Below are 25188 nucleotides of genomic sequence, written 5' to 3'. Positions count from 1 at the left end.
ACTGACACGGCGTCTTCGCGAGCAAGCCCGCTCCCACAGTTGGTTTTACGGTGAACATTATTGCCCGGTAGCTTTGAGGCCGGTGAGGAGCAACCGCTGAAACAGGTCTTCCTTCAGTCCTTCCGGATCGGTGAGCTGCATGCGCGCCAGATGCTCCGGATACAGCGAAGCCTGCGGCGCATCCAGCGCGGCCTTGCCCAACTCCAGAATCTCCGTCAGCTTGAACTTGCTCTTGAGCCAGTTCAGCGCCCGCAACAGATCCTTTTCGACCTCCGTGAAATCGCAGCCCAGCGGATACTCCGGAAACAGGTTCGGATGCCGTGCGGCAATCGCCTGCAAGCGTTGCGGGGTATTGTCGGTAAAGCGCGGGTCGAGACGGAAATCCTTCGGTAGCTTGCCGACCTTCTGTGCCTGTTCGATCAGGCCCTGCTGGAAGCGTGAATCGCTGATGTTGAGCAGCGCTTCGATCACCACCGCATCCGACTTGCCGCGCAAATCGGCGATACCGTACTCGGTGATTACGATGTCACGCAGGTGTCGCGGAATCGTGCAGTGGCCGTACTCCCAGACAATGTTCGAACTGACATCGCCGCCGGATTCGCGCCAGCTGCGCAGCAGCAGGATCGAGCGCGCATCGTGCAGCGCATGGCCCTGGGCAACGAAGTTGTACTGCCCGCCGACGCCGCTGAGCACCCGCCCGTCTTCCAGCTGATCCGCCACCCCGGCGCCCAGCAGGGTCATGGTGAACACGGTGTTGATGAACCGCGCGTCCAGACGCTGCAGACGCTTGAGCTCTTCCTGACCGTACAGCTCGTTGATGTAGCTGATGCGGGTCATGTTGAATTCAAGGCGTTTGCTCAGCGGCAACTCACGCAAGCGTTCATAGAAACTGCGCGGCCCGAGGAAGAATCCGCCGTGGATCGAGATGCCGTCGGTTTGCGCCGCCTCGTCGAGGGTCCCGGCGTTGGCCTGCTCCTGAGTCTGTACATCCGGGTAAACCTTGCGCCGGATGATCCCGGCTTCGGCCAGCACCAGCAGGCCGTTGACGAACATTTCGCTGCAACCGTACAGGCCTTTGGCGAACGGCTCGATGCCGCCCTCGCGTTCGATCAACTGCGCCCACTGGCTGAGGTTCACATCGGTCAGCAAGTCCTGATATCCGGCGTTGTCGGCCTGACGCGCCAGCAACGCTGCGGTCAGCGCATCGCCCATCGAGCCGATACCGATCTGCAAGGTGCCGCCATCGCGCACCAAGGTGCTGGCGTGCAAACCGATGAAATGATCCTGAAAGCCGACAGGCATGTTCGGTGTGGAAAACAGCGTGCTGCTGTCCTTCTCGTCGATCAGCAGGTCGAAGGTATCGATGTCGACTTCGGCGTCGCCCGGCATGTACGGCAACTCGGTGTGCACCTGGCCGACCAGCAAAATGGTCTCCCCCGCCGCCCGGCGTTTGGCGATCATCGGGAACAGGTCGAGGGTGATGTCCGGGTTGCAGCTCAGGCTAAGACGATCCGGATGTTCGCTGCTGCTGGCGAGCAACTGCGCCACCAGGTTCAGGCCGGCGGCGTTGATGTCGCGGGCGGCGTGGCTGTAATTGCTGCTGACGTAATCCTGCTGGGCCGGCGCGCTGTTGAGCAGGCTGCCCGGCTGCATGAAGAACTGCTCGATGCGGATGTTGGCCGGCAGACTATCGCGGTGCAGATCGGCGAGGAATTCCAGTTCCGGGTAATCACCGAACACCCGCTCGACGAAGGGCTCGATGAAGCGCTTCTGCAAACCATCGCCCAGGGTCGGGCGGCCGAGGCACAGGGCGGTGTAGATCGTCAGCTGACGTTCGGGCAATCCGGCGACCCGCCGGTACAGCGCGTTGACGAAGGGATTGGGTTTGCCCAGCCCCAGCGGCAGACCCATGTGGATGTGCGCCGGCAACCGCGCCAGCACGTCGTCCACAGCCTGTTCGATAGAACACAACTGCACCATCTGAAGCCTCCTGCCCGTTCCGTGAATAGAGGTACGACCGAGATTGCCGGTTGTTTGCTGCAAAGAACAGCCTCAGGCCTGAACCGCGGGCACAAAAAAACCGTCCGGAGACGGTTTTTTTCGTCAGAAGCGCGGCTTATTTCAGGCCGGACATCTTCTGAATGGCGCCCTTCAGCTCTTCATCGGAGCAGTCGGCGCAGGTGCCTTTCGGCGGCATGGAGTTGATGCCGGTGATGGCCTTGGCCAGGATGCCGTCGAGGCCGCCCTGGTGATCGGCGCGCTCTTTCCAGGCCGCGGTGTCACCGATTTTCGGCGCGCCCAACAGGCCAGAGCCGTGGCAAGCGTTGCAATGCTTGGCAATCACTTCATCCGGCGTCTTGGCGCCGCCACCGCCGCCTGCCGAAGCAGCGACTTCCATCCCCTTGCACTCTTGCCCTTGAACACACACCTGGCCGACCGGCTCGAGGCGCTTGGCAATGTCGTCATTCGTCGCAGCTTGAGCGCTGACAGCCCAGAGGGCCAGTACGGTTGCTGGTGCAGCCAGCATTTTCATAATTAGGTTCACGCGTTCACCCTCAATGGTGGCTATTCACGCCTGCGGCCACGGTTCGCAGGCGGGCGCAAGTATAGCGGTTAGCCCGCTTCACTGAAACAACCCCAAAGTCGAAGGGGTTATATCGCGCTGTGGAAAAACGTTTCGGGTGCCTTCGCCGGTATGGCCTGGCGCCTCTTTGTTTAAAAATTCGCCGGCGTGGCTGCGCTGATTAGTCGCGCCGGTGCATCGAACGGATTGCGGAAACGATGCGGCTTAGTACTTTCAAAGTAGTAGCTGTCGCCGGCTTCGAGGATAAAAGTTTCAAGGCCCACCACCAGCTCCAGGCGCCCTTCCACCAGAATCCCGGTTTCCTCGCCTTCGTGGGTGAGCATTTCCTCGCCGGTATCCGCGCCCGGCGGGTAGATTTCATTGAGGAACGCGATGGCCCGGCTCGGGTGCGCGCGGCCGACCAGTTTCATGGTCACGGCGCCGTCGGAAATGTCGATCAGCTCGTTGGCCTTGTAGACGATCTGGGTCGGTTTTTCCTGCAGGATTTCTTCGGAAAAGAACTCGACCATGGACATGGGAATCCCGCCCAGAACTTTCCTCAGCGAACTGATCGAAGGGCTGACGCTGTTCTTTTCGATCATCGAAATGGTGCTGTTGGTGACGCCCGCGCGCTTGGCGAGTTCACGCTGGGAAAGCCCTTTGAGCTTGCGGATCGATTGCAGTCGTTCACCGACGTCCAAGGCTGGAGCCTCCTGATGTTGTAGAAATATTGAGCGTTATCATGGCGACAGCGTTCAGTATTTACAACACTTGGGCCCCGCTTGCGCGTCAACCCTCGGAATAGAGCCTTGGCACCCGCCGCAGGTTGCAGAAAATCTGGTACGGAATGGTGTCCGCCCACTTCGCCACGTCGCTGGCGAGGATGTTCTTGCCCCACAACTCGACGGTCGAACCGAGGCCGGCTTGCGGCACATCGGTCAGGTCGATGCACAGCATGTCCATCGACACCCGGCCAAGAATGCGGCTGCGCTGGCCGGCCACCAGCACCGGCGTGCCGGTCGGTGCCTGACGCGGGTAACCGTCGGCATAACCCATGGCAACCACGCCGATGCGCATCGGTTTGTCGGTGATGAATTTCGCACCGTAACCCACCGGTTCGCCGGCCGGCAATTCGCGCACGCTGATGACTTTCGACTCCAGGGTCATCACCGGTTGCAGGCGCTCGGCCACGGCATTGGCTTCTTCGAACGGGGTTGCGCCGTAGAGCATGATGCCCGGGCGCACCCAGTCGCTGTGAATCTGTGGCCAGCCCAGCACCGCCGGCGAATTGCGCAGGCTGACTTCGGCCGCCAGGCCCTGACGCGCAGCTTCGAACACTGCAACCTGATCGGCGCTGCTCTGCTCGTGCAATTCATCGGCCCGGGCGAAGTGACTCATCAGCACGACTTTCGCCACGTTGCCGCTGGCCAGCAAACGCTGGTATGCCGCCGGGTAATCCTTCGGATGCAGGCCGACCCGGTGCATGCCCGAATCGAGCTTCAGCCACACGGTGATCGGTTTGCTCAACGTCGTCTGTTCGATCGCTTCGAGCTGCCACAGCGAATGCACCACACACCAGAAATCGTGCTCGACGATCAGCGCCAGCTCGTCGGCCTCGAAAAAGCCTTCGAGCAGCAGCACTGGCGCGCGAATCCCGGCGGCACGCAGCTCCAGGGCTTCTTCGATGCATGCCACCGCGAAGCCGTCCGCTTCAGCCTCCAGCGCCTGGGCGCAACGTACCGCGCCATGGCCGTAGGCATCGGCCTTGATCACCGCCAGCGCCTTGGCACCGGTGACTTCACGGGCGATACGGTAGTTGTGACGCAGGGCTTGAAGGTCGATCAGGGCACGGGCAGGACGCATGGCAGCAGACTTCTTGGCGGTCATGGGAATAAAAACCGGCGCTGGCTGGCGGCGTGAACCGCCAACAGCACCGGGAGAGGGATCTTTACAACGGGTTACGGCAACGCGGCGACGATGGAGATCTCGACCAGAATGCTCGGCTTGGCCATCTTCGCTTCAACCGTAGCACGGGCCGGAGCGGCGCCTTTGGGCAGCCACTGGTCCCACACTGAATTCATGCCGGCAAAGTGCGCCTCGATGTCGTTCAGGTAGATCGTCGCCGACAGCAGGTGCTGTTTGTCGGTGCCGGCCAGATCGAGCAGGCGCTCGATGTTGGCGAGTACGTCACGGGTCTGCTGTTCGACACCGGCGTTGAAGTCATCGCCGACCTGCCCGGACAGGTACACCGTACCGTTGTGGCTGACGATCTGACTCATGCGCTCATTGGTGAGCTGGCGCTGGATTGCCATGCTTTGCGGACTCCTGGGTGGTGTTGCCATAACGGGAAATATCGAGGCCTTCGGCGCTGATCTGTGGCTTTTTCTTCGCCATCAGGTCGGCCAGCAAGCGACCGGAACCGCACGCCATGGTCCAGCCGAGGGTGCCGTGACCGGTGTTCAGGAACAGGTTCTTGAACGGGGTGGCGCCGACGATCGGCGTGCCATCCGGGGTAGTTGGACGCAGGCCGGTCCAGAAACTCGCTTCGGCCAGATTGCCGCCCTGAGGATAAAGGTCGTTGACGATCATCTCCAGGGTTTCGCGCCGACGCGGGTTGAGCGACAGGTCAAAACCGGCGATCTCCGCCATGCCGCCGACGCGGATGCGGTTGTCGAAACGGGTGATCGCGACCTTATAGGTCTCGTCGAGAATGGTCGAAGTCGGGGCCATGGCCGGGTTGGTGATCGGCACAGTCAGCGAGTAGCCCTTCAACGGATACACCGGGGCCTTGATGCCCAGCGGCTTGAGCAGTTGCGGGGAGTAGCTGCCGAGGGCCAGCACGTAGCGGTCGGCGGTTTCCAGCTTGCCGTCGATCCACACGCCGTTGATGCGGTCACCGGCGAAGTCGAGGCGCTGGATGTCCTGACCGAAACGGAATTCCACACCGAGCTTGATGGCCATTTCGGCGAGGCGGGTGGTGAAGATCTGGCAGTCGCCGGTCTGGTCGTTCGGCAGGCGCAGGGCACCGGCGAGGATGTCGGTGACACCGGCCAGCGCCGGTTCGACGCGGGCAATGCCGGCGCGGTCGAGGACTTCGAACGGCACGCCGGACTCTTTCAATACGGCGATGTCCTTGGCGGCGTTATCCAGTTGCGCTTGTGTGCGGAACAACTGGGTCGTACCGAGGCTGCGGCCTTCGTAGGCGATGCCGGTTTCAGCGCGCAGTTCGTCGAGGCAGTCGCGGCTGTACTCGGACAGACGCACCATGCGCTCCTTGTTCACCGCGTAACGGTTGGCGGTGCAGTTGCGCAGCATCTGCGCCATCCACAGGTATTGGTCGATGTCGGCGGTGGCCTTGATTGCCAGCGGCGCGTGGCGTTGCAGCAGCCACTTGATGGCTTTGAGGGGTACGCCCGGCGCAGCCCACGGCGAGGCGTAGCCCGGCGAGACCTGGCCGGCGTTGGCGAAACTGGTCTCCATGGCCGCGGCGGGCTGCCGGTCGACCACCACCACTTCAAACCCGGCACGGGCCAGATAGTAAGCACTGGCGGTACCGATGACGCCGCTACCCAAGACCATAACGCGCATTTTTGTATCCCTCATCGCGGCGTGCCGCGCATGTGTGTTGTCAGAGCAATGATGCGCGCAGTGTAAAAAAGATTTGCCAGTGCTTTTCACTGTATAAGCGCCTATATTTGGCGACAATTCTCGGCAAAAACCCTTTTCACGGAGGCGCATCCCCTATGCGTACCAACACTCAGACCAAACGTGAGCTGGACAAGATCGACCGCAACATCTTGCGGATCCTGCAGGCGGACGGACGGATTTCATTCACCGAACTGGGCGAAAAGGTCGGGCTCTCCACCACGCCATGCACAGAGCGGGTGCGGCGCCTGGAGCGCGAGGGGATCATCATGGGCTACAACGCCCGCCTCAATCCCCAGCATTTGAAGGGTAGTCTGCTGGTTTTCGTCGAGATCAGTCTCGACTACAAATCCGGCGATACTTTCGAAGAGTTCCGACGTGCGGTGCTGAAATTGCCCCACGTGCTGGAATGCCATCTGGTTTCAGGGGATTTCGACTATCTGGTGAAGGCGCGGATTTCCGAGATGGCCTCGTACCGCAAGCTGCTGGGCGACATCCTGCTCAAGCTGCCGCACGTGCGCGAATCCAAGAGCTACATCGTGATGGAAGAAGTGAAAGAGAGCTTGAGCCTGCCGATTCCGGACTGAGCTCAGACCAGCACCTGCCGGTTTTCGGCCATGTACTCGAACACCTGTTTCTCGACTCGTGGGTGAATCAGCTCCACCGGCCGCCGGCCGTTGGGGCACGGCAAGGTCTGGGTCGTTCCGAACAACCGACAGATCAACGGCCGCTCGTCATACACCGTGCAGCCATTCGGCCCTAGGTGCACACAGTCAAGTGCGTCCATGGCCGCGTCCTGCTCGGCGTGCGTCTTGCGCGGCAGGCGGGACATTTCTTCGGGTGAGGTGGTCACCGGCCCGCAACAGTCATGACAGCCCGGCACGCATTCGAACGTGGGAATCTGCTGACGCAGGGTGCGGATTGTCTGACTGTTGCAGCTCATTGCAGCGGTAACCGGAGCGAAATAGGCGGCAATTGTGCCGCAAAAGCCGTGATCCAGACACCACGGGCCGACCAATGTTGCCCGTCCTCGGGCCTGCGGCTTATGCTCCGTCAAATTTTCTCGACACCCGCTCAGGATGACGCCCATGAATGCCCGCGCCCACGCCACCGCGAGCCAACCCCACGTTGCCTCTTATTACGCCGCCAGCAGCCTGCCGCAACCCGACCATCCGGTGCTGCAAGGTGAACTGATCGCCGACGTGTGCGTGGTCGGCGGCGGTTTCTCCGGGCTGAACACCGCGCTGGAGCTGGCGGAGCGCGGCTTGAGCGTGGTGTTGCTGGAAGCGCACCGGGTCGGCTGGGGCGCCAGCGGTCGCAACGGCGGGCAACTGATTCGCGGGGTTGGTCACGGTCTCGATCAGTTCGCCAACGTGATCGGCGCCGACGGCGTGCGTCAGATGAAGCTCATGGGCCTGGAAGCGGTGGAAATCGTCCGCCAGCGCGTCGAAAAATTTCAGATCCTCTGCGACCTAACCTGGGGTTACTGCGACCTCGCCAACAAACCTTCCGACCTGGAAGGCTTTGCCGAAGACGCCGAAGAATTGCGCAGCCTCGGATACCGCTACGAAACCCGCCTGCTGCAAGCGAACGAGATGCACACCGTAGTCGGCTCCAACCGCTACGTCGGCGGTCTGATCGATATGGGCTCAGGGCACCTGCACCCACTGAACCTGGCACTCGGCGAAGCCGCAGCGGCCCAACGACTCGGGGTGAAGCTGTTCGAGCAATCGGCGGTCACCCGCATCGACTACGGCACTGAAGTCCGGGTACATACGGCACAAGGCTCGGTGCGGACGAAGACACTGGTGCTCGGCTGCAACGCCTATCTCAATGACCTCAATCCGCAACTCAGCGGCAAGGTACTGCCAGCCGGCAGCTACATCATTGCCACCGAACCGCTGAGCGAAGAGCAGGCCCACGCCCTGCTGCCGCAGAACATGGCGGTCTGCGATCAGCGGGTGGCGCTCGATTACTACAGGCTCTCGGCCGACCGTCGCCTGCTGTTCGGCGGCGCCTGCCATTACTCAGGGCGCGATCCGAAGGACATCGGCGCGTACATGCGGCCGAAGATGCTTGAAGTGTTCCCGCAGCTCGCGTCAGCGAAGATCGATTATCAGTGGGGCGGGATGATCGGCATCGGTGCCAACCGTCTGCCGCAGATTGGCCGGCTCGCCGATCAGCCGAATGTATATTACGCCCAGGCCTATTCCGGCCACGGCGTGAATGCCACGCACCTGGCAGGCAAGCTGTTGGCCGAAGCCATCAGCGGCCAGCACAGCGGCGGCTTCGACCTGTTCGCCAAAGTGCCACACATCACCTTCCCCGGCGGCAAGCATCTGCGCTCGCCGCTGTTGGCGTTGGGGATGTTGTGGCATCGGCTTAAAGAGCTGGTCTGAGATCGTTCCCACGCTCCTGCGTGGGAACGCTCCTTTCTAGACCCGCCAGAACGGCTTCAACCCCTCCTCCAGCGCCTGCTCCCGGGTCAACCCGATGTCCTTGAGCTGTTCCGGTGTCAGACGCAGCAACACCTTGCGCGTGTGCAGACGATGCCAGAACAGGTCCCAGCGACTCAGGCCGGACGGTGCGTTGCGCATGCTCTCGTTGCGCGCGTTGTCCTGTTGCCCTGCCTCCAGTTCCTGACTGTGTAACGTCAGCCGCACATCGCTCAAGCCGTTCATTTTCGTTGCTCCTGTTTACTTGGGTAGCCAGAGATTCCATGATGCGCGGGCGAGCAAAAGCATTACAGATTCAACACATCTGTATTATTTCCATACAGATTTGCTGTCTCTGCGACTGAATTGTCGATTTACGCCACATCTGTACTGGTTTAACGAATCATCTGCATCGAGGCAGTGCCATGACGCTCTATGTGAATCTCGCCGAACTGCTCGGCACCCGCATCGAACAAGGCTTCTACCGCCCCGGCGACCGACTGCCGTCGGTGCGCGCCTTGAGCGTCGAACACGGGGTCAGCCTGAGCACGGTGCAGCAGGCCTATCGGATGCTGGAAGACAGCGGCCTGGCCACGCCGAAACCCAAGTCAGGGTACTTCGTGCCAGTGGGTCGAGAGCTGCCTGAACTGCCGGCAGTCGGGCGTCCCGCGCAGCGGCCGGTGGAGATTTCCCAGTGGGATCAGGTGCTGGAACTGATTCGCGCCCTGCCGCGCAAGGACGTGGTGCAGCTGGGTCGCGGCATGCCGGACATCTCGTCGCCGACGATGAAACCGCTGCTGCGTGGGCTGGCCCGTATCAGCCGCCGTCAGGACATGCCCGGTCTGTATTACGACAACATCCACGGCACCCTCGAACTGCGCGAACAGATTGCCCGACTGATGCTCGATTCCGGCTGCCAGTTGAGCGCCAGCGATCTGGTGGTCACCACCGGTTGCCATGAAGCGCTGTCTACCAGCATCCACGCAATCTGCGAGCCCGGTGACATCGTCGCGGTGGATTCGCCGAGCTTCCACGGCGCCATGCAGACCCTCAAAGGGCTGGGCATGAAAGCCCTGGAAATCCCCACCGACCCGCTCACCGGCATCAGCCTCGAAGCGCTGGAACTGGCACTGGAACAATGGCCGATCAAGGTCATCCAGCTCACGCCCAACTGCAACAACCCGCTCGGCTACATCATGCCGGAGTCGCGCAAACGCGCCCTGCTCAACCTGGCCCAGCGCTTCGACGTGGCGATCATCGAGGACGACGTGTATGGCGAACTGGCCTACACCTACCCGCGTCCGCGCACGATCAAATCCTTCGACGAAGACGGTCGTGTGTTGCTGTGCAGTTCGTTCTCCAAGACCCTCGCGCCGGGGCTGCGCATCGGCTGGGTCGCGCCGGGTCGTTATCTTGAGCGGGTGCTGCACATGAAATACATCAGCACCGGTTCCACCGCGCCCCAGCCGCAGATTGCCATCGCCGAATTTCTCAAGTCCGGACACTTCGAACCGCATTTGCGGCGGATGCGCACGCAATACCAGCGCAACCGCGACGTAATGATCGACTGGGTGACCCGCTACTTCCCGGCCGGCACCCGCGCCAGCCGCCCGCAGGGCAGCTTCATGCTCTGGGTCGAATTGCCGGACGGTTTCGATACGCTGAAACTGAATCGTGCGCTGCACGATCAGGGCGTACAGATTGCCGTCGGCAGCATCTTTTCCGCCTCGGGCAAGTACCGCAATTGCCTGCGCATGAACTACGCTGCCAAACCGACACCGCTGATCGAAGAAGCGGTGCGCAAGGTCGGTGCGGCAGCGATCAGACTGCTGGCCGAGGCCGACTGACTTTTACCGAGCAAAAAGCGTCCATATGCCCAACTCTGCCGCCAACCGGAACGATCCCACGTGAGTTTCAGACAGCCCCTACTCGCTCTGCTGCTGCTCGCCTCGTTCCTGGGCGGTTGTGCGTCCCTCGACGTACCGCGCGAACCAAGCCAGGCCTTGCCGGCCTCCGACTCCGCTTTCGGCCGTTCGATCCTGGCCCAGGCGGCGCCCTACAAGGGCCAGTCCGGCTTTCGCCTGCTGTCCAACAGCACCGAAGCTTTCACCGCCCGCGCCGAACTGATCCGCAACGCGCAACGCAGCCTCGACTTGCAGTACTACATCGTCCATGACGGCATCAGTACGCGAATGCTGGTGGAAGAAGTGCTGAAGGCGGCCGATCGTGGCGTGCGGGTGCGGATCCTGCTGGACGACACCACCAGTGACGGCCTCGATCTGATCATCGCCACGCTGGCGGCGCATCCGCAGATCCAGATCCGTCTGTTCAATCCGCTGCACCTGGGGCGCAGTACCGGCGTGACCCGGGCGGCCGGGCGGCTGTTCAATCTGTCGCTGCAACACCGGCGGATGCACAACAAGTTGTGGCTGGCGGACAACAGCGCGGCCATCGTCGGCGGACGCAATCTGGGCGATGAGTACTTCGATGCCGAGCCCAACCTGAACTTCACCGATATCGACATGCTCAGTGTCGGGCCGGTCGCCGAGCAGCTCGGGCACAGTTTCGATCAGTACTGGAACAGCGCCCTGAGCAAGCCGATCGACGAGTTCCTCTCCAGCAAACCCTCGGCCAAAGACCTGCAGAACACCCGCACGCGCCTGGAAGAATCCCTGGAAGAGACCCGCAAACAGAATCACGCGCTGTATCAGCAACTGATGACCTACCGCACCGATCCGCGCATGGACATCTGGCGCAAAGAGCTGATCTGGGCCTGGAACCAGGCGCTGTGGGATGCACCGAGCAAAGTGCTGGCCAAGGGCGAACCCGATCCGCAATTGCTGCTGACGACCCAACTGGCGCCGGAGCTGATCGGCGTCAGCAAGGACCTGGTGATGATTTCTGCCTACTTCGTGCCGGGGCAGCCGGGGCTGGTCTACTTGACCGGCCGCGCCGATGCCGGGGTGGCGGTGAGCCTGCTGACCAACTCGCTGGAAGCCACCGACGTGCCAGCGGTGCACGGTGGTTATGCGCCGTATCGCAAGGCGCTGCTGGAACATGGCGTGAAGCTCTACGAACTCCGGCGTCAGCCTGGGGATAACGACGGCAGCGGCCCGCACCTGTTTTACAGCAAGTCCTATCGCGGCTCGGATTCGAGCCTGCACAGCAAGGCGATGATCTTCGACGGGAAGAAATCGTTCATCGGCTCATTCAATTTCGACCCGCGCTCGGTGCTGTGGAACACCGAAGTCGGGGTGCTGGTGGACAGTCCCGAACTGGCAGCCCACGTGCGCGAACTGGCCTTGCAAGGCATGGCTCCTGCCTTGAGCTACGAAGCGAAATTGCAGGACGGAAAAGTGGTGTGGGTCACCGAGGACAACGGCCAGATGCACACGCTGACCAAGGAGCCCGGCAACTGGTGGCGGCGCTTCAATGCGTGGTTCAGCACTACGGTGGGACTGGAGCGGATGCTGTAGCAACCCGCTCCAGCCGGCTTATCAAGCGGGCTCCGGCACCTTGCCGAACGCCCCTTGCCGCGACAGCAGTATCACCAGCCCGAACGCCCCGGCCGCCATCAGCCACGGCAATGCATGCCCGCTGATCCACTGACTGCCAGCCCCCGCCATCAACGGCCCGATCAGACAACCGACGCCCCACAGCTGCGCGACGTGCGCGTTGGCGCGCACCAGCGCATCGTCGCGGTAGCGCTCGCCAATCAAAATCAGCGACAGGGTGAACAGGCCACCCGCACTGGCGCCGAACAGCACCCACAACGGCCAGATCAGCAAGGTGTCGAGCAGCATCGGAATCGCCAGACTCGACAACATCAATACCACGGCGCAACCGGTAAACAGGGTTCGCCGTGACAGATAATCGGCCAGCGCACCGATGGGCAATTGCAGCAGCGCATCGCCCACCACCACGGTGCTGACCATCGCCAGCGCGATTTCAGCGGTGAAGCCCTGTTGCAGGCAATACACCGGCAACAGCGTCAGGATCATTGCTTCGAATGCGGCGAACAGCGACACCGCCCAGGCGATGGCCGGCAGCTCGCGAGCGAAGCCCCACAGATCGCCGAAGGTCACGCTGCTGGCCTCGCTGCTTGGCGCGCCGCTGCGGCCCAGCAGCAGAAACGGCGAAGCGATCAGCAGAGCGACACCCACCCAGAAACCGTAATCGTGATCGGTGCCGAGTGCGCCCAACAGCAACGGACCAGACAGTTGGCTCAGCGCATAACTGCTGCCATACAGCGCGACCAATCGCCCGCGCCAGTGCTCGACCACCAGTTGATTGATCCAGCTCTCGCCGAGGATGAACACGATGGTCAGAACCACGCCGATCATCAGCCGCAATACCAGCCAGATCGGGTAGCTCGGCAGCAGCGCCAGCAACCCGATGGACAACGCCCCGGCCCACAGGCACAGGCGCATCAGGTTCGCGGTGCCGAAGCGCGCGGCCAGATGACTGGAAACCTTCGCCCCCAGCAACACGCCAATGGCCGGCATCGCCGCCATCACGCCAATGGCGAACGAGCCGTAGCCCCAGCTCTCCAGGCGCAACGACACCAGCGGCATGCTGACCCCAAGGGCCAGGCCAACACTCAAGACAGACGCCAACACGGCGAAATACGTCGCCCAACGCATGTTCCACGCTCCTGTGGATAATTTTTATGTGCACCACAAAAGACTGTGGGAGCGAGCTTGCTCGCGATAACGGTTTCACATTCAGCAAATGTGCTGACTGATACACCGCTTTCGCGAGCACGCTCGCTCCCACAGGGATCTTTGTATCGTTCGGGAGCCCGCATCGGCAGGCTCCCTCAGCGATTTACAGCTTGATCCAGGTCGCCTTCAGCTCGGTGTATTTGTCGAACGCGTGCAGCGACTTGTCACGGCCGTTGCCCGACTGCTTGAAGCCGCCGAACGGTGCGGTCATGTCGCCGCCATCGTACTGGTTGACCCACACGCTGCCGGCCCGCAGGGCCTTGGCTGTCAGGTGCGCCTTGGAAATGTCCTGAGTCCACACCGCTGCCGCCAGGCCGTAAGGCGTGTCGTTGGCGATGTTGATCGCTTCCTCGGCGGTATCGAACGCAATGACCGACAGCACCGGGCCGAAGATTTCTTCCTGGGCAATCTTCATCGCATTGCTCACGCCGTCGAAAATCGTCGGCTCGACGTAGGTGCCACCGGTTTCCTGAAGAATGCGCTTGCCGCCGGCCACCAATTTGGCGCCATCGGAGTGGCCCGACTCGATGTAGGACAGCACGGTGTTCATCTGCTGGGTGTCGACCAGCGCGCCAACGTTGGTGGCCGGATCCAGCGGGTTGCCGGGTTTCCAGGTTTTCAGCGCCTCGATCACCATCGGCAGGAATTTGTCCTTGATCGAACGCTCGACCAGCAGACGCGAACCTGCGGTGCAGACTTCGCCCTGGTTGAAGGCGATGGCGCTGGCGGCGGATTCGGCGGCGGCCTGCAGGTCCGGTGCATCGGCAAACACGATGTTCGGGCTCTTGCCGCCGGCTTCCAGCCAGACGCGCTTCATGTTCGATTCGCCGGAGTAGATCATCAGCTGCTTGGCGATCTTCGTGGAGCCGGTGAACACCAGGGTATCGACGTCGTTATGCAGCGCGAGCGCCTTGCCGACGGTGTGGCCGTAGCCCGGCAGCACGTTCAGCACGCCTTTCGGGATGCCGGCCTCGACCGCCAGTTCGGCGATGCGGATGGCGGTCAGCGGGGATTTTTCCGACGGTTTGAGGATCACCGAGTTACCGGTCGACAGGGCCGGGCCGAGTTTCCAGCAGGCCATCATCAGCGGGAAGTTCCACGGCACGATGGCGCCAACCACGCCCACTGGTTCGCGGGTTACCAGACCCAGTTGGTCGTGCGGGGTGGCGGCGACTTCATCGTAGATCTTGTCGATCGCCTCACCGCTCCAGCTCAGGGCTTGCGCAGCGCCCGGCACGTCGATGTACAGCGAATCGCTGATCGGCTTGCCCATGTCGAGGGTTTCGAGCAGGGCCAGTTCCTCGGCGTGCTGCTTGAGCAGGCCGGCGAAACGGATCATGGTGGCTTTGCGTTTGGTCGGTGCCAGGCGTGACCAGACGCCTGAATTGAAGGTGGCGCGGGCGTTTTCCACGGCGCGCTGGGCGTCGTCGGCGTCACAGCTGGCAATCTTGCCCAGCAGACGGCCATCGACCGGGCTGATGCACTCGAAGGTCTCGCCGGAGACGGCATCGGTGTACTCGCCATTGAGGTAGGCGCGGCCTTCGATCTTCAGGTCGCGGGCGCGTTGTTCCCAGTCGGCACGAGTCAGGGTGGTCATTCGAGTGTCCTCCTCTTGTTCAATACGAGCGCCGCGATCGTCGCGGTCGTCCTCAGGAATACTGCCCGGCCAGCCTGCTTTCGGCCCAAGGCATCCGCCACCCTAAACCAGCGGCCGGGGTTGTTTCAATATATTTGACATAAGCTCGCCATACGGCCTTGCGGCGTTCAATTTAATCAACATAGACTTTGGCCCTTTCACGCCATCGCGCCGTCATTACGGGAGAAAACAACAATGAACATCCAGAACGTCGTCGACATCAGCCTGACCACAACCGAAGCCGAACGCTATCGCCCGGACCCGGCCAAAGTGCTCAAGGGCGATCCCGAACAAGCGGTGTTCAATCAGTACGACAGCCCTTGCGGGCAGATGGGCGTCGGCGTGTGGGAAGGTGCGGTCGGGCAGTGGACGGTGAACTACACCGAGCACGAATACTGCGAGATCCTGCAAGGCGTTTCGGTGCTGCGTGACGGCGAAGGCAATGCCAAGACCCTGCGCGTCGGTGATCGCTTCGTGATTCCGGCCGGTTTCCGTGGCACCTGGGAAGTGCTGGAAGCCTGCCGCAAGGTCTATGTGATCTTCGAACAGAAGGCCTGAGGCCTTTCGCCAGGCAACAAAAAAGGCCCGTATCGTGAGATACGGGCCTTTTTCGTAAGTCGGGAAAAATCAATTACTTGATTTTGCCTTCCTTGTAGATCACGTGCTTGCGAACAACCGGATCATATTTCTTGATCTCGATTTTGTCCGGGGTAGTACGCTTGTTCTTGTCGGTAGTGTAGAAGTGACCAGTACCGGCGCTCGAGATCAAACGAATCAATTCACGCATGATTAGCTCCCTTAAACCTTGCCGTCGCGACGCAGCTCGGCCAGCACAACGCTGATGCCACGCTTGTCGATGATACGCATGCCTTTGGCGGAAACGCGCAGGCGTACGAAACGTTTCTCTTCTTCAACCCAGAAGCGGTGATGCTGCAGGTTCGGCAGGAAACGACGACGGGTTTTGTTGTTTGCGTGGGAAATGTTGTTCCCAGTCACCGGACCCTTACCGGTAACTTGACATACTCTAGACATGCCTCAGCCCTCTAAAACCACATGCCCAACCCGGCATGGGTTGGCCGCTTAATCTCTAGTCATTGTGGCGCCAGGCGCCGCGATTCTTTAGAGGTCTTACCGGCTACACCTACAAGCGAAGGAACCGGGCCCCTAGAAAAGAGCGCTGCTTTATACCAGAAAGACCACGGAGCAACAACTTTCCGTGCGCAAAGAATGGCTAAAAAGCCGCTTTTCCCGGCCGCAAGCGCCTTGGACAAAGGCTGCCGGCAATTTTTACCATTCGTCGAAGAAAACCGATCATACCCGCTATCGCGACTTTTCCTGCCGTCACTTGCGACAAATCCTCCGCCGCGCAGCCCCGAAAATGCAAAAAGGGGATAGTCATTTGCAATCGCGACCACTAGGGTAGGCCTTTTCCAGACTGCACTTGCAGATGGGCCTTCGATCTGTAAAGGAAGCCGACCATGCGCCTCGCTGCCCTCCCCCTGCTCTTCGCCCCGCTGTTACTGAGTCCACTGGCCCAGGCCGCCGCCCTGAGCGTCTGCACCGAAGCCAGTCCCGAAGGCTTCGACGTGGTGCAGTACAACTCGCTGACCACCACCAATGCCTCCGCCGACGTGCTGATGAATCGCCTGGTGGATTTCGACACCGCCAGCGGCAAGGTCGTCCCGAGCCTGGCCGACAGCTGGGAAGTCAGCACCGATGGCCTGACCTACGTGTTCAAGCTGCACCCGCAGGTGAAGTTCCACACCACCGACTACTTCAAGCCGACCCGCGAACTGACCGCCGAAGACGTCAAATTCAGCTTCGACCGCATGCTCGACCCGGCCAACCCGTGGCACAAGGTCGCTCAGAGCGGCTTCCCGCACGCCCAGTCGATGCAGTTGCCGAGCCTGATCAAGAAGATCGACGCACTGGATCCGCTGACCGTACGTTTCACTCTCGACCACCCGGACTCGACGTTCCTGGCCACCCTGAGCATGGGATTCGCCTCCATTTATTCTGCTGAATACGCCGACAAGCTGCTGAAGGCTGGCGCGACCGATAAGCTCAACAGCCAACCGGTCGGCACTGGCCCGTTCGTGTTCACCCGCTTCCAGAAAGACGCCTCGATCCGCTACAAGGCCAACCCGGACTACTTCCGTGGCAAGCCTGCGGTGGACCCGCTGATTTTCGCCATCACTCCGGACGCCAACGTGCGCCTGCAAAAGCTGCGGCGCAACGAGTGCCAGATTGCCTTGTCGCCAAAACCGCTGGACGTACAGGCCGCGAAGCAGGAGCCGACGCTGAAAGTCGAAAAGACTGACGCGTTCATGACCGCCTTCGTCGGCATCAACAGCCAGCATCCGCCGCTGGACAAACCGGAAGTGCGCCAGGCGATCAACCTCGCCTTCGACAAGGCCAACTACCTCAAGGCTGTATTCGAAGACACCGCCGAAGCCGCCAACGGTCCGTATCCGCCGAATACCTGGAGCTACGCGAAAAACCTGCCGGGTTACGCCCACGACGTGGACAAGGCCAAGGCACTGCTCGCCAAGGCTGGATTGAAGGACGGTTTCCAGACCACCATCTGGACGCGCCCGTCAGGCAGCCTGCTCAATCCGAATCCGAGCCTCGGCGCACAACTGCTGCAATCGGATCTGGCAGAAATCGGCATTCAGGCGGAAATCCGCGTGATCGAATGGGGCGAACTGATCCGTCGCGCCAAGGCTGGCGAACATGACCTGCTGTTCATGGGCTGGGCCGGCGACAACGGCGACCCGGACAACTTCCTCACCCCGCAGTTTTCCTGCGCGGCGGTCAAATCCGGCACCAACTTCGCCCGCTATTGCAATGCCGACCTGGACAAGCTGATCAGCGCCGGCAAGACCACCAGCGAACAAGGCGTACGTACCAAACTGTACGAACAGGCACAGGCGCAGATTCAGCAGCAGGCCTTGTGGCTGCCGCTGGCGCATCCGACTGCGTATGCGCTGACGCGTAAAGACGTGCAGGGTTACTCGGTGAGCCCGTTCGGGCGGCAGGACTACTCCAAGGTCACCCTCAAGTAATCCGCCCCGGCTTGCAGCGACTACAGTCGCTGCAAGCTACATCCAGCCACACTCCGCCATCGATAACGGTTCCCCATCGCCAACGATGAAGTGGTCGAGCACCCGCACATCGATCAGCTCCAAAGCCTTCTGCAAACGCTTGGTCAATAATCGATCAGCCTGACTCGGATCGCTGTTTCCCGACGGATGGTTATGACACAGGATCACCGCTGCCGCGTTGTTGGCCAGGGAACGCTTCACGACTTCCCGGGGATGCACGGCGGTGTTGTCGATCGAGCCGCGAAACAGAGCCTCGAAGGTGAGCACTTGATGCTTGGAATCCAGAAACAAGCAACCAAATACCTCGTGCGGCTCGTGGCGCAGCATGACTTTGAGGTAATCACGAACCACTTGTGGGTTTTCAAGCGCTGTTTTTTGCCGTGAACGCTCGGCCAGATGTCGCTTGCTCATTTCTTGAGCAGCTTGCAGCTGGGCGAACTTTGCAGGGCCGAGACCCAATTGCTTGCTGAATGCTTCCTGATCGGCCTCAAGCAACAATCTCAAGCTGCCAAACTGATTCAACAAGTGCCGCGCCAGATCAACTGCACTTTTCCCCGGCACGCCGGTTCGCAGAAAAATCGCCAGCAGTTCCGCATCCGAAAGGCTCGCAGAGCCCTGTTCCAACAACCTTTCCCGCGGCCTTTCCGCCGCCGGCCAATCGCGAATACTCATACACATTCCTTGTCTGTGGGCGCCGCTGTTCCGTAGCGGTCGCTGTGATATCGTAGCCCATCTTTTTTGCGGGCGAATTCACTCTGGGGAGGGGGTTTCGCCACGTATGTCACCAACGAAATGAAAGGCAGACCTATGCAGCGGCTGTATCGGAAACGCATCGTTCTGGGCGTCGGCGGCGGCATTGCTGCCTACAAGAGCGCCGACCTTGTGCGCCGCCTGATCGACCAGGGCGCCGAAGTGCGCGTGGTCATGACCCGCGGCGGCAGCGAATTCATCACCCCGCTGACCATGCAGGCCCTGTCCGGCCACCCGGTTCACCTGGACTTGCTCGACCCGGCTGCTGAAGCCGCAATGGGCCACATCGAACTGGCCAAATGGGCCGATCTGGTGCTGATCGCGCCGGCGACCGCCGACTTGTTGGCCCGTCTGGCCCAAGGCATTGCCAACGACCTGCTGACCACGCTGGTGCTGGCCACCGATGCCATCGTCGCGGTCGCTCCGGCCATGAACCAGGCCATGTGGCGCGACCCGGCGACTCAGGCCAACCTGCAACTCCTTGAAAGTCGCGGCCTGAAGACTTTCGGCCCGGCCTCCGGCAGCCAGGCCTGCGGCGACGTCGGCATGGGCCGCATGATGGAAGCCACCGACCTGGCCCAGCTCGCGGCGGACTGCTTCCAGCGTCAGGCGTTGACCGGCAAACACGTAGTGATCACCGCCGGCCCGACCCAGGAAAACATCGACCCGGTGCGCTACATCACCAACCACAGCTCCGGCAAAATGGGTTTCGCCCTGGCGGAAGCGGCGGTGGAAGCCGGCGCCCGCGTCACGCTGATCAGCGGCCCGGTGCATTTGCCGACGCCGGATCGCGTCACCCGCATCGACGTGGTCAGCGCCCGCGACATGCTCGCCGCGTGTGAAGCCGCGATCCCTTGCGACATCTTTATCGCCTCGGCGGCAGTTGCGGACTACCGTCCGGAAGTCGTCGCCCCGCAAAAATTGAAGAAAGACCCTACGAGCGGCGACGGCTTCGTCCTGCAAATGGTGCGTAACCCGGACATCCTGGCCACCATAGCGACCCGTCCCGACCGTCCGTTCAGTGTGGGCTTCGCCGCCGAGACCGAACACCTGCTCGACTACGCTGCACGCAAGCTGAAAGACAAGAATCTCGATTTGATCGTCGCCAACGACGTGGCCAATCCGAGCATCGGTTTCAACAGCGAAGAAAACGCCTGCAGCGTGATCGACCGTGAGCTTCACGCCACCGTTTTCGCCCAGACCAGCAAGAGCAAGATCGCTCGCCAACTGGTCACTTTTATCGCCGAACGTCTGAACCAGGTTTAATTTACATGCACGCTTTGCAAGCCAAGATCCTCGACCCACGCATCGGTACCGAATTCCCGCTGCCGCAATACGCCACACCGGGCTCCGCCGGCCTCGACCTGCGCGCCATGCTGCAAGAGGACATTGTGATCAAGCCGGGTGAAACCGTGCTGATTCCGACCGGTCTGTCGGTCTATATCGGCGATCCGAACCTCGCCGCGCTGATCCTGCCGCGTTCGGGCATGGGCCATAAGCACGGCATCGTGTTGGGCAACCTCGTCGGCCTGATCGACTCCGACTACCAGGGCCCGCTGATGGTGTCCTGCTGGAACCGTGGCCAGACCGAATTCACCATGCCGGTCGGCGAGCGCCTGGCTCAACTGGTACTGGTACCCGTGGTGCAGGCGCACTTCGAAATGGTTGAAGAGTTCGTCGAGACCGAGCGCGGCACGGGTGGTTTCGGCCATTCCGGCACCAAGTGATCGGCTGAAAACCCGTCGTGGCGAGGAGGCATTCCCCGCCACGAACTTCAAAATGTCATCTGCAAGGTTTAGCGCTGAAAATCAACGCATTGGCAGGCCAACACCACGCCGGACAAGGCGTCATGGCCCTTTCACACCACGAACTCTCTGTGAAAACCGCCGTCATACCCTTCAGTTTGAGCTTGCCGTCGAATAATCGTCGGTGTGTCCAGCCACTTTCGAGATGGAGCATTTTTGCAGATGAGCACCCCCGCCCAAGTCGCCCCGAAGCTTCCTGACAGCATCTTCCGCGCCTACGACATTCGCGGCACCGTGCCGGAATTCCTCAATGGCGAAACCGCCTACTGGATCGGCCGCGCCATCGGCTCCCAGAGCCTGGCCCAGGGCGAACCGAACGTGTCCGTCGGCCGTGACGGCCGTCTGTCCGGTCCGGAACTGGTTGCCGAACTGATCCGCGGCATCGCCGAAAGCGGTTGCCATGTCAGCGACGTCGGCCTGGTGCCGACGCCGGCGCTGTACTATGCCGCCAACGTGCTGGCCGGCAAATCCGGCGTGATGCTCACCGGCAGCCACAACCCGTCGAACTACAACGGCTTCAAGATCGTTATCGCCGGCGACACCCTCGCCAACGAACAGATTCAGGTCCTGCATGAACGCATCAAGACCGGTAATCTGAGCAGCGGCACGGGCAGCGTGACCCAGGTCGAGATCCTCGACCGCTACACCACTGAAATCGTCCAGGACATCAAACTGGCCCGCCGCCTGAAAGTCGTGGTCGACTGCGGCAACGGCGCAGCCGGCGTGATCGCCCCGCAACTGATCGAAGCGCTGAACTGCGAAGTCATCCCGCTGTTCTGCGAAGTCGACGGCAACTTCCCGAACCATCACCCGGACCCGGGCAAGCCTGAGAACCTCGTCGACCTGATCGCCAAGGTCAAGGAAACCAACGCCGACATCGGCCTGGCCTTCGACGGCGACGGCGACCGCGTCGGCGTGGTGACCAACACCGGCACCATCGTGTTCCCGGATCGCCTGCTGATGCTGTTCGCCCGTGACGTGGTGGCGCGCAACCCGGACGCGGAAATCATCTTCGACGTCAAATGCACCCGTCGCCTGATCCCGCTGATCAAGGAATATGGCGGTCGGCCGCTAATGTGGAAGACCGGTCACTCGTTGATCAAAAAGAAAATGAAACAGTCCGGCGCACTGCTGGCCGGCGAAATGAGCGGGCACATTTTCTTCAAGGAACGCTGGTTCGGTTTCGACGACGGCATTTACAGCGCCGCGCGGCTGCTGGAAATCCTCAGCAAGGAAAAATCTTCGGCCGAGGAGCTGTTCGCGACCTTCCCGAACGATATTTCCACGCCGGAAATCAATATCCATGTGACCGAAGAGAGCAAATTCAGCATCATTGATGCACTGCACGATGCGCAGTGGGGCCCAGGCGCCGACCTGACCACCATTGACGGCGTGCGGGTCGACTACGCCAAAGGCTGGGGCCTGGTGCGCGCATCCAACACCACACCGGTGCTGGTGCTGCGTTTCGAGGCCGATGACGAGGCTGAACTGCAGCGCATCAAGGCTGTGTTCCATGCCCAACTGAAACGCGTTGCACCTGATCTCCAACTACCGTTCTGATTGCTGATTCACCCGGAGCCCTGAATGACCCTCGAACGCGATGCCGCCGCCAACACTGCCAAGGTCCTGTCCGAAGCGCTGCCTTATATCCGCCGATACGTCGGCAAGACCCTGGTGATCAAATACGGCGGCAACGCGATGGAAAGCGAGGAGCTGAAAACCGGCTTCGCCCGCGACATCGTGCTGATGAAGGCCGTGGGCATCAACCCGGTAGTGGTGCACGGGGGTGGCCCGCAGATCGGTGATCTGCTCAAGCGCCTGTCGATCGAAAGCCATTTCGTCGACGGCATGCGCGTCACCGATGCCGCGACAATGGACGTGGTGGAAATGGTCCTCGGCGGTCAGGTCAACAAAAGCATCGTCAACCTGATCAACCGTCACGGCGGCAGCGCCATCGGCCTGACCGGTAAAGACGCCGGGCTGATTCGCGCGAAGAAGCTCACCGTCACCCGCCAGACCCCGGAGATGACCCAGCCGGAAATCATCGACATCGGCCATGTGGGCGAAGTGGTCGGCATCAACACCGAACTGCTGAACCTGCTGGTCAAAGGCAACTTCATCCCGGTGATCGCACCGATCGGCGTGGGTGAAAACGGCGAGTCGTACAACATCAACGCGGACCTGGTGGCCGGCAAGGTTGCTGAAGCGCTGAAAGCCGAGAAGCTGATGCTGCTGACCAACATCGCCGGCCTGATGGACAAGTCGGGCACCGTGCTGACCGGCCTGAGCACCCAGCAGGTCGACGACCTGATCGCCGACGGCACCATCTACGGCGGCATGCTGCCGAAGATCCGTTGCGCGCTGGAAGCGGTTCAGGGCGGTGTGGGCAGCTCGCTTATCATCGACGGCCGCGTACCGAACGCGATCCTGCTGGAAATCTTCACCGACACCGGTGTGGGTACGCTGATCAGCAATCGCAAGCGTCCGTAAGCGATAGCGCAAACAAGAAGACCCCGCTCAGCCTGGCTGAGCGGGGTCTTTTTTTGCCCTTGAAGAAGCGATCAGACGCCGAACTGGGCGCGATAGGCTTCAACGGCTGGCAGGTGCTGCTTGAGTTGCGGGTCGTCTGCCAGGAATTCCAGTACCTGGTTCAGCGACACGATGCTGATGACCGGGATGCCAAAATCACGCTCGACTTCCTGGATTGCCGACAGCTCGCCGTTGCCGCGCTCCTGACGGTTCAGGGCGATCAGCACGCCGGCGGCCTTGGCGCCGTCCTGGGAAGCGATGATCTGCATCACTTCACGGATCGCGGTGCCGGCGGTGATCACGTCGTCGATGATCAGCACGTCGCCGGTCAGCGGTGCGCCGACCAGGCTGCCACCCTCGCCGTGGGCCTTGGCTTCCTTGCGGTTGAAGCACCATGGCAAGTCACGGTTGTGGTGTTCGGCCAGTGCCACGGCAGTGGTTGCCGCCAGCGGGATGCCTTTATAGGCCGGGCCGAACAGCACGTCGAACGGAATGCCGCTCTCGGCGATGGCTGCGGCGTAGAAACGACCCAGCTGCGCCAGCGCGGAACCCGAGTTGAACAGGCCCGCATTGAAGAAGTAAGGACTGGTACGCCCGGACTTCAGGGTGAACTCACCGAAGCGCAAAACGCCGCGATCGATGGCAAAACGAATGAAATCGCGCTGATACGCTTGCATGAAAAAAACCCCAAATACCACGGATTTAGCTAATTAGCTTGACGCCGTGTATCATACACGCACGCGATTTTTGGGGCCATTTATGCGGATCATCAGTGTGAACGTCAATGGTATTCAGGCTGCAGTCGAGCGCGGTTTGCTCAGTTGGCTGCAAGCACAGAATGCCGACGTCATCTGCCTGCAGGACACCCGTGCCTCCGCCTTTGAACTGGATGACCCAGCCTTCCAACTGGACGGCTACTTCCTTTATGCCTGCGATGCTGAAGTCCCTGCCCAAGGCGGCGTGGCTTTGTATTCGCGGTTGCAACCGAAGGCTGTCATCAGCGGTCTCGGTTTCGAGACGGCCGACCGCTACGGGCGCTACCTGCAAGCAGATTTCGACAAAGTCAGTATTGCCACCTTGCTGCTTCCTTCGGGGATGAACGGCGATGAGGACTTGAACCAGAAGTTCAAGCTCATGGACGACTTCGGCAAGTACCTGGACAAACAGCGGCGCAAACGTCGCGAGTACATTTATTGTGGCTCGCTGTACGTCGCGCAGCAGAAGCTCGACATCAAGAACTGGCGCGACAGCCAGCAATCCCCGGGCTTCCTGGCGCCGGAGCGCGCCTGGATGGACGAGATTGTCGGCAACATGGGCTACGTAGATGCCCTGCGCGAAGTCAGCCGCGAAGGCGACCAGTACAGCTGGTGGCCGGACAACGAACAGGCCGAGATGTTGAATCTGGGCTGGCGCTTCGACTACCAGATCCTGACTCCGGGACTGCGGCGCTTCGTGCGCAGCGCACGCCTGCCACGTCAGCCACGGTTCTCGCAGCATGCACCGCTGATCGTCGACTACGACTGGACGCTGACCATCTGAGCGGCCTTTCGCAGACACAAAAAAACCGACATCACTGTCGGTTTTTTTGTGGGCGATCGTTCGTTATTTGATCAACCGCCAGGTGAACGGATAGCGGTAAGGGAAACCCTCGTTGGCTTTAACCCCACCGATAATTGTCAACACCAGCGCCGCGATGGCCAGCAGGCCAAACAGCACGAACCCGATAAGCAACAGCATCAGCACGAAGCAGATCATCGAAGCGATCGCCACGGTGATCTGGAAATTCAACGCTTCCTTGCCCTGGGCGTCGATGAACGGATCGGTCTCGCGTTTCATCTGCCACAGGACCAGCGGCCCGATCAGCGTGCCGAACGGAATCCAGATCCCCAGCAAGGCGGACAAGTGACAAAACATGGCCCATTGGCGAACCTCCTGGCTCGGCTTGGGCAGCAACTCTTGCTCATCACTCATCGTGTCCTCCTTGCGGGTTACGAACC

The 25188-nt window shown here is 61.2% G+C and carries 25 protein-coding genes and 1 pseudogene; 11 read left to right on the top strand and 15 right to left on the bottom strand.

Annotation, left to right across the window (positions count from 1 at the left end; all coding sequences use genetic code 11):
- Window positions 1-57: 57 nt before the first annotated feature.
- The 6 genes from QRN46_RS03765 to dadA all read right to left on the bottom strand — a co-directional run bounded on the left by QRN46_RS03765 (window position 58) and on the right by dadA (window position 6151).
- Window positions 58-1980 (bottom strand): acetyl-CoA hydrolase/transferase C-terminal domain-containing protein, encoded by a 1923-nt coding sequence (locus QRN46_RS03765; RefSeq protein ID WP_285354295.1) that lies wholly within the window; start codon window positions 1978-1980, stop codon window positions 58-60.
- A 136-nt stretch (window positions 1981-2116) separates the two neighbouring features.
- Window positions 2117-2533 (bottom strand): c-type cytochrome, encoded by a 417-nt coding sequence (locus QRN46_RS03760; protein ID WP_039765242.1) that lies wholly within the window; start codon window positions 2531-2533, stop codon window positions 2117-2119.
- 182 nt (window positions 2534-2715) lie between these two features.
- Window positions 2716-3264: a cupin domain-containing protein gene (locus tag QRN46_RS03755; protein ID WP_003229444.1), complete on the bottom strand. Its 549-nt coding sequence runs from the start codon at window positions 3262-3264 to the stop codon at window positions 2716-2718.
- An 88-nt stretch (window positions 3265-3352) separates the two neighbouring features.
- Complete coding sequence (gene alr / locus QRN46_RS03750; RefSeq protein ID WP_041475459.1) at window positions 3353-4426, bottom strand: alanine racemase; 1074 nt, start codon at window positions 4424-4426, stop codon at window positions 3353-3355.
- A 95-nt stretch (window positions 4427-4521) separates the two neighbouring features.
- Complete coding sequence (locus QRN46_RS03745; RefSeq protein WP_039765240.1) at window positions 4522-4875, bottom strand: RidA family protein; 354 nt, start codon at window positions 4873-4875, stop codon at window positions 4522-4524.
- Window positions 4847-6151: a D-amino acid dehydrogenase gene (gene dadA, locus QRN46_RS03740; RefSeq protein WP_011336544.1), complete on the bottom strand. Its 1305-nt coding sequence runs from the start codon at window positions 6149-6151 to the stop codon at window positions 4847-4849. Before dadA ends, QRN46_RS03745 begins: the two co-directional genes overlap by 29 nt.
- A gap of 155 nt (window positions 6152-6306) precedes the next feature.
- Here dadA and QRN46_RS03735 point away from each other — a divergent pair, with 155 nt between their 5' ends.
- Window positions 6307-6795: an Lrp/AsnC ligand binding domain-containing protein gene (locus QRN46_RS03735; protein ID WP_003177284.1), complete on the top strand. Its 489-nt coding sequence runs from the start codon at window positions 6307-6309 to the stop codon at window positions 6793-6795.
- Window positions 6796-6797: 2 nt separating this feature from the next.
- Here QRN46_RS03735 and QRN46_RS03730 read toward each other — a convergent pair whose 3' ends face one another.
- Complete coding sequence (locus tag QRN46_RS03730; protein WP_201818796.1) at window positions 6798-7151, bottom strand: YkgJ family cysteine cluster protein; 354 nt, start codon at window positions 7149-7151, stop codon at window positions 6798-6800.
- Window positions 7152-7296: 145 nt separating this feature from the next.
- Here QRN46_RS03730 and QRN46_RS03725 point away from each other — a divergent pair, with 145 nt between their 5' ends.
- Window positions 7297-8607, top strand: coding sequence for an NAD(P)/FAD-dependent oxidoreductase (locus QRN46_RS03725; RefSeq protein ID WP_285354294.1), 1311 nt, complete (start codon window positions 7297-7299; stop codon window positions 8605-8607).
- Between the two features lie 36 nt (window positions 8608-8643).
- Here the strand turns inward: QRN46_RS03725 and QRN46_RS03720 are convergent, their stop codons facing one another.
- Entirely contained in the window at window positions 8644-8889 is a 246-nt protein-coding gene (locus tag QRN46_RS03720; RefSeq protein WP_201818792.1) for a DUF1127 domain-containing protein, read from the bottom strand.
- Window positions 8890-9068: 179 nt separating this feature from the next.
- Between QRN46_RS03720 and QRN46_RS03715 the strand changes: the two genes are divergently transcribed.
- The gene (locus QRN46_RS03715) at window positions 9069-10490 is read left to right on the top strand and encodes an aminotransferase-like domain-containing protein (protein ID WP_201818790.1); all 1422 of its coding nucleotides are present in this window, start codon (window positions 9069-9071) and stop codon (window positions 10488-10490) included.
- A 60-nt stretch (window positions 10491-10550) separates the two neighbouring features.
- Window positions 10551-12119, top strand: coding sequence for a phospholipase D family protein (locus QRN46_RS03710; protein WP_201818788.1), 1569 nt, complete (start codon window positions 10551-10553; stop codon window positions 12117-12119).
- A 21-nt stretch (window positions 12120-12140) separates the two neighbouring features.
- Here QRN46_RS03710 and QRN46_RS03705 read toward each other — a convergent pair whose 3' ends face one another.
- Together QRN46_RS03705 and QRN46_RS03700 are read right to left on the bottom strand one after the other, a co-directional pair.
- The gene (locus QRN46_RS03705; protein WP_285354293.1) at window positions 12141-13286 is read right to left on the bottom strand and encodes an MFS transporter; all 1146 of its coding nucleotides are present in this window, start codon (window positions 13284-13286) and stop codon (window positions 12141-12143) included.
- 184 nt (window positions 13287-13470) lie between these two features.
- Entirely contained in the window at window positions 13471-14964 is a 1494-nt protein-coding gene (locus tag QRN46_RS03700) for an aldehyde dehydrogenase (protein WP_201818784.1), read from the bottom strand.
- A 234-nt stretch (window positions 14965-15198) separates the two neighbouring features.
- Here QRN46_RS03700 and QRN46_RS03695 point away from each other — a divergent pair, with 234 nt between their 5' ends.
- Complete coding sequence (locus QRN46_RS03695) at window positions 15199-15561, top strand: cupin domain-containing protein (protein WP_007954453.1); 363 nt, start codon at window positions 15199-15201, stop codon at window positions 15559-15561.
- A 73-nt stretch (window positions 15562-15634) separates the two neighbouring features.
- Here QRN46_RS03695 and rpmG read toward each other — a convergent pair whose 3' ends face one another.
- Together rpmG and rpmB are read right to left on the bottom strand one after the other, a co-directional pair.
- On the bottom strand, window positions 15635-15790 hold the full coding sequence (rpmG, locus tag QRN46_RS03690) for a 50S ribosomal protein L33 (protein ID WP_003177274.1): 156 nt from the start codon (window positions 15788-15790) through the stop codon (window positions 15635-15637).
- An 11-nt stretch (window positions 15791-15801) separates the two neighbouring features.
- Window positions 15802-16035, bottom strand: coding sequence for a 50S ribosomal protein L28 (rpmB, locus tag QRN46_RS03685; protein WP_003177273.1), 234 nt, complete (start codon window positions 16033-16035; stop codon window positions 15802-15804).
- Window positions 16036-16481: 446 nt separating this feature from the next.
- On the opposite strand from rpmB, the gene QRN46_RS03680 reads away from it, so the two are divergent.
- Window positions 16482-18068 (top strand): ABC transporter substrate-binding protein, encoded by a 1587-nt coding sequence (locus QRN46_RS03680; protein WP_221615806.1) that lies wholly within the window; start codon window positions 16482-16484, stop codon window positions 18066-18068.
- A 36-nt stretch (window positions 18069-18104) separates the two neighbouring features.
- On the opposite strand, the gene radC is transcribed toward QRN46_RS03680, so the two are convergent.
- On the bottom strand, window positions 18105-18779 hold the full coding sequence (gene radC, locus QRN46_RS03675; RefSeq protein ID WP_011336554.1) for a RadC family protein: 675 nt from the start codon (window positions 18777-18779) through the stop codon (window positions 18105-18107).
- Between the two features lie 135 nt (window positions 18780-18914).
- Between radC and coaBC the strand changes: the two genes are divergently transcribed.
- From coaBC to argB, 4 genes and pseudogenes are all read left to right on the top strand, one after another.
- Window positions 18915-20123: a bifunctional phosphopantothenoylcysteine decarboxylase/phosphopantothenate--cysteine ligase CoaBC gene (gene coaBC / locus QRN46_RS03670; protein WP_285354292.1), complete on the top strand. Its 1209-nt coding sequence runs from the start codon at window positions 18915-18917 to the stop codon at window positions 20121-20123.
- A 5-nt stretch (window positions 20124-20128) separates the two neighbouring features.
- Window positions 20129-20584 (top strand): dUTP diphosphatase, encoded by a 456-nt coding sequence (dut, locus tag QRN46_RS03665; RefSeq protein ID WP_011336556.1) that lies wholly within the window; start codon window positions 20129-20131, stop codon window positions 20582-20584.
- Window positions 20585-20845: 261 nt separating this feature from the next.
- Window positions 20846-22222: pseudogene (locus tag QRN46_RS03660) on the top strand (phosphomannomutase/phosphoglucomutase); the annotation flags it as partial.
- A gap of 24 nt (window positions 22223-22246) precedes the next feature.
- Complete coding sequence (gene argB / locus QRN46_RS03655) at window positions 22247-23152, top strand: acetylglutamate kinase (RefSeq protein ID WP_007954443.1); 906 nt, start codon at window positions 22247-22249, stop codon at window positions 23150-23152.
- Between the two features lie 71 nt (window positions 23153-23223).
- Here the strand turns inward: argB and pyrE are convergent, their stop codons facing one another.
- Window positions 23224-23868 (bottom strand): orotate phosphoribosyltransferase, encoded by a 645-nt coding sequence (gene pyrE, locus QRN46_RS03650; RefSeq protein WP_011336558.1) that lies wholly within the window; start codon window positions 23866-23868, stop codon window positions 23224-23226.
- An 82-nt stretch (window positions 23869-23950) separates the two neighbouring features.
- On the opposite strand from pyrE, the gene crc reads away from it, so the two are divergent.
- Window positions 23951-24730, top strand: a complete 780-nt coding sequence (crc, locus tag QRN46_RS03645; protein ID WP_007920349.1) for a catabolite repression control protein Crc — start codon at window positions 23951-23953, stop codon at window positions 24728-24730.
- 63 nt (window positions 24731-24793) lie between these two features.
- Here crc and QRN46_RS03640 read toward each other — a convergent pair whose 3' ends face one another.
- Window positions 24794-25162, bottom strand: a complete 369-nt coding sequence (locus tag QRN46_RS03640; protein WP_007954441.1) for a DUF4870 domain-containing protein — start codon at window positions 25160-25162, stop codon at window positions 24794-24796.
- Between the last annotated feature and the right edge of the window lie 26 nt (window positions 25163-25188).

Source organism: Pseudomonas sp. lyk4-R2A-10 (assembly GCF_030209075.1).
Lineage (GTDB): Bacteria > Pseudomonadota > Gammaproteobacteria > Pseudomonadales > Pseudomonadaceae > Aquipseudomonas > Aquipseudomonas glycinae.
The sequence above is the reverse complement of the archived record's forward strand: the minus strand, read 5'-3'. Positions and strand labels throughout refer to the sequence as shown.

What these genes read in the sequence shown, in the direction of transcription:
- QRN46_RS03765 (WP_285354295.1), bottom strand. Translation starts at nt 1,980, where the DNA reads ATGGTGCAGTTGTGTTCTATCGAACAGGCTGTGGACGACGTGCTGGCG.
- QRN46_RS03760 (WP_039765242.1), bottom strand. Translation starts at nt 2,533, where the DNA reads ATGAAAATGCTGGCTGCACCAGCAACCGTACTGGCCCTCTGGGCTGTC.
- alr (WP_041475459.1), bottom strand. Translation starts at nt 4,426, where the DNA reads ATGCGTCCTGCCCGTGCCCTGATCGACCTTCAAGCCCTGCGTCACAAC.
- QRN46_RS03745 (WP_039765240.1), bottom strand. Translation starts at nt 4,875, where the DNA reads ATGGCAATCCAGCGCCAGCTCACCAATGAGCGCATGAGTCAGATCGTC.
- dadA (WP_011336544.1), bottom strand. Translation starts at nt 6,151, where the DNA reads ATGCGCGTTATGGTCTTGGGTAGCGGCGTCATCGGTACCGCCAGTGCT.
- QRN46_RS03735 (WP_003177284.1), top strand. Translation starts at nt 6,307, where the DNA reads ATGCGTACCAACACTCAGACCAAACGTGAGCTGGACAAGATCGACCGC.
- QRN46_RS03730 (WP_201818796.1), bottom strand. Translation starts at nt 7,151, where the DNA reads ATGAGCTGCAACAGTCAGACAATCCGCACCCTGCGTCAGCAGATTCCC.
- QRN46_RS03725 (WP_285354294.1), top strand. Translation starts at nt 7,297, where the DNA reads ATGAATGCCCGCGCCCACGCCACCGCGAGCCAACCCCACGTTGCCTCT.
- QRN46_RS03720 (WP_201818792.1), bottom strand. Translation starts at nt 8,889, where the DNA reads ATGAACGGCTTGAGCGATGTGCGGCTGACGTTACACAGTCAGGAACTG.
- QRN46_RS03715 (WP_201818790.1), top strand. Translation starts at nt 9,069, where the DNA reads ATGACGCTCTATGTGAATCTCGCCGAACTGCTCGGCACCCGCATCGAA.
- QRN46_RS03705 (WP_285354293.1), bottom strand. Translation starts at nt 13,286, where the DNA reads ATGCGTTGGGCGACGTATTTCGCCGTGTTGGCGTCTGTCTTGAGTGTT.
- QRN46_RS03700 (WP_201818784.1), bottom strand. Translation starts at nt 14,964, where the DNA reads ATGACCACCCTGACTCGTGCCGACTGGGAACAACGCGCCCGCGACCTG.
- QRN46_RS03695 (WP_007954453.1), top strand. Translation starts at nt 15,199, where the DNA reads ATGAACATCCAGAACGTCGTCGACATCAGCCTGACCACAACCGAAGCC.
- rpmG (WP_003177274.1), bottom strand. Translation starts at nt 15,790, where the DNA reads ATGCGTGAATTGATTCGTTTGATCTCGAGCGCCGGTACTGGTCACTTC.
- rpmB (WP_003177273.1), bottom strand. Translation starts at nt 16,035, where the DNA reads ATGTCTAGAGTATGTCAAGTTACCGGTAAGGGTCCGGTGACTGGGAAC.
- QRN46_RS03680 (WP_221615806.1), top strand. Translation starts at nt 16,482, where the DNA reads ATGCGCCTCGCTGCCCTCCCCCTGCTCTTCGCCCCGCTGTTACTGAGT.
- radC (WP_011336554.1), bottom strand. Translation starts at nt 18,779, where the DNA reads ATGAGTATTCGCGATTGGCCGGCGGCGGAAAGGCCGCGGGAAAGGTTG.
- coaBC (WP_285354292.1), top strand. Translation starts at nt 18,915, where the DNA reads ATGCAGCGGCTGTATCGGAAACGCATCGTTCTGGGCGTCGGCGGCGGC.
- dut (WP_011336556.1), top strand. Translation starts at nt 20,129, where the DNA reads ATGCACGCTTTGCAAGCCAAGATCCTCGACCCACGCATCGGTACCGAA.
- argB (WP_007954443.1), top strand. Translation starts at nt 22,247, where the DNA reads ATGACCCTCGAACGCGATGCCGCCGCCAACACTGCCAAGGTCCTGTCC.
- pyrE (WP_011336558.1), bottom strand. Translation starts at nt 23,868, where the DNA reads ATGCAAGCGTATCAGCGCGATTTCATTCGTTTTGCCATCGATCGCGGC.
- crc (WP_007920349.1), top strand. Translation starts at nt 23,951, where the DNA reads ATGCGGATCATCAGTGTGAACGTCAATGGTATTCAGGCTGCAGTCGAG.
- QRN46_RS03640 (WP_007954441.1), bottom strand. Translation starts at nt 25,162, where the DNA reads ATGAGTGATGAGCAAGAGTTGCTGCCCAAGCCGAGCCAGGAGGTTCGC.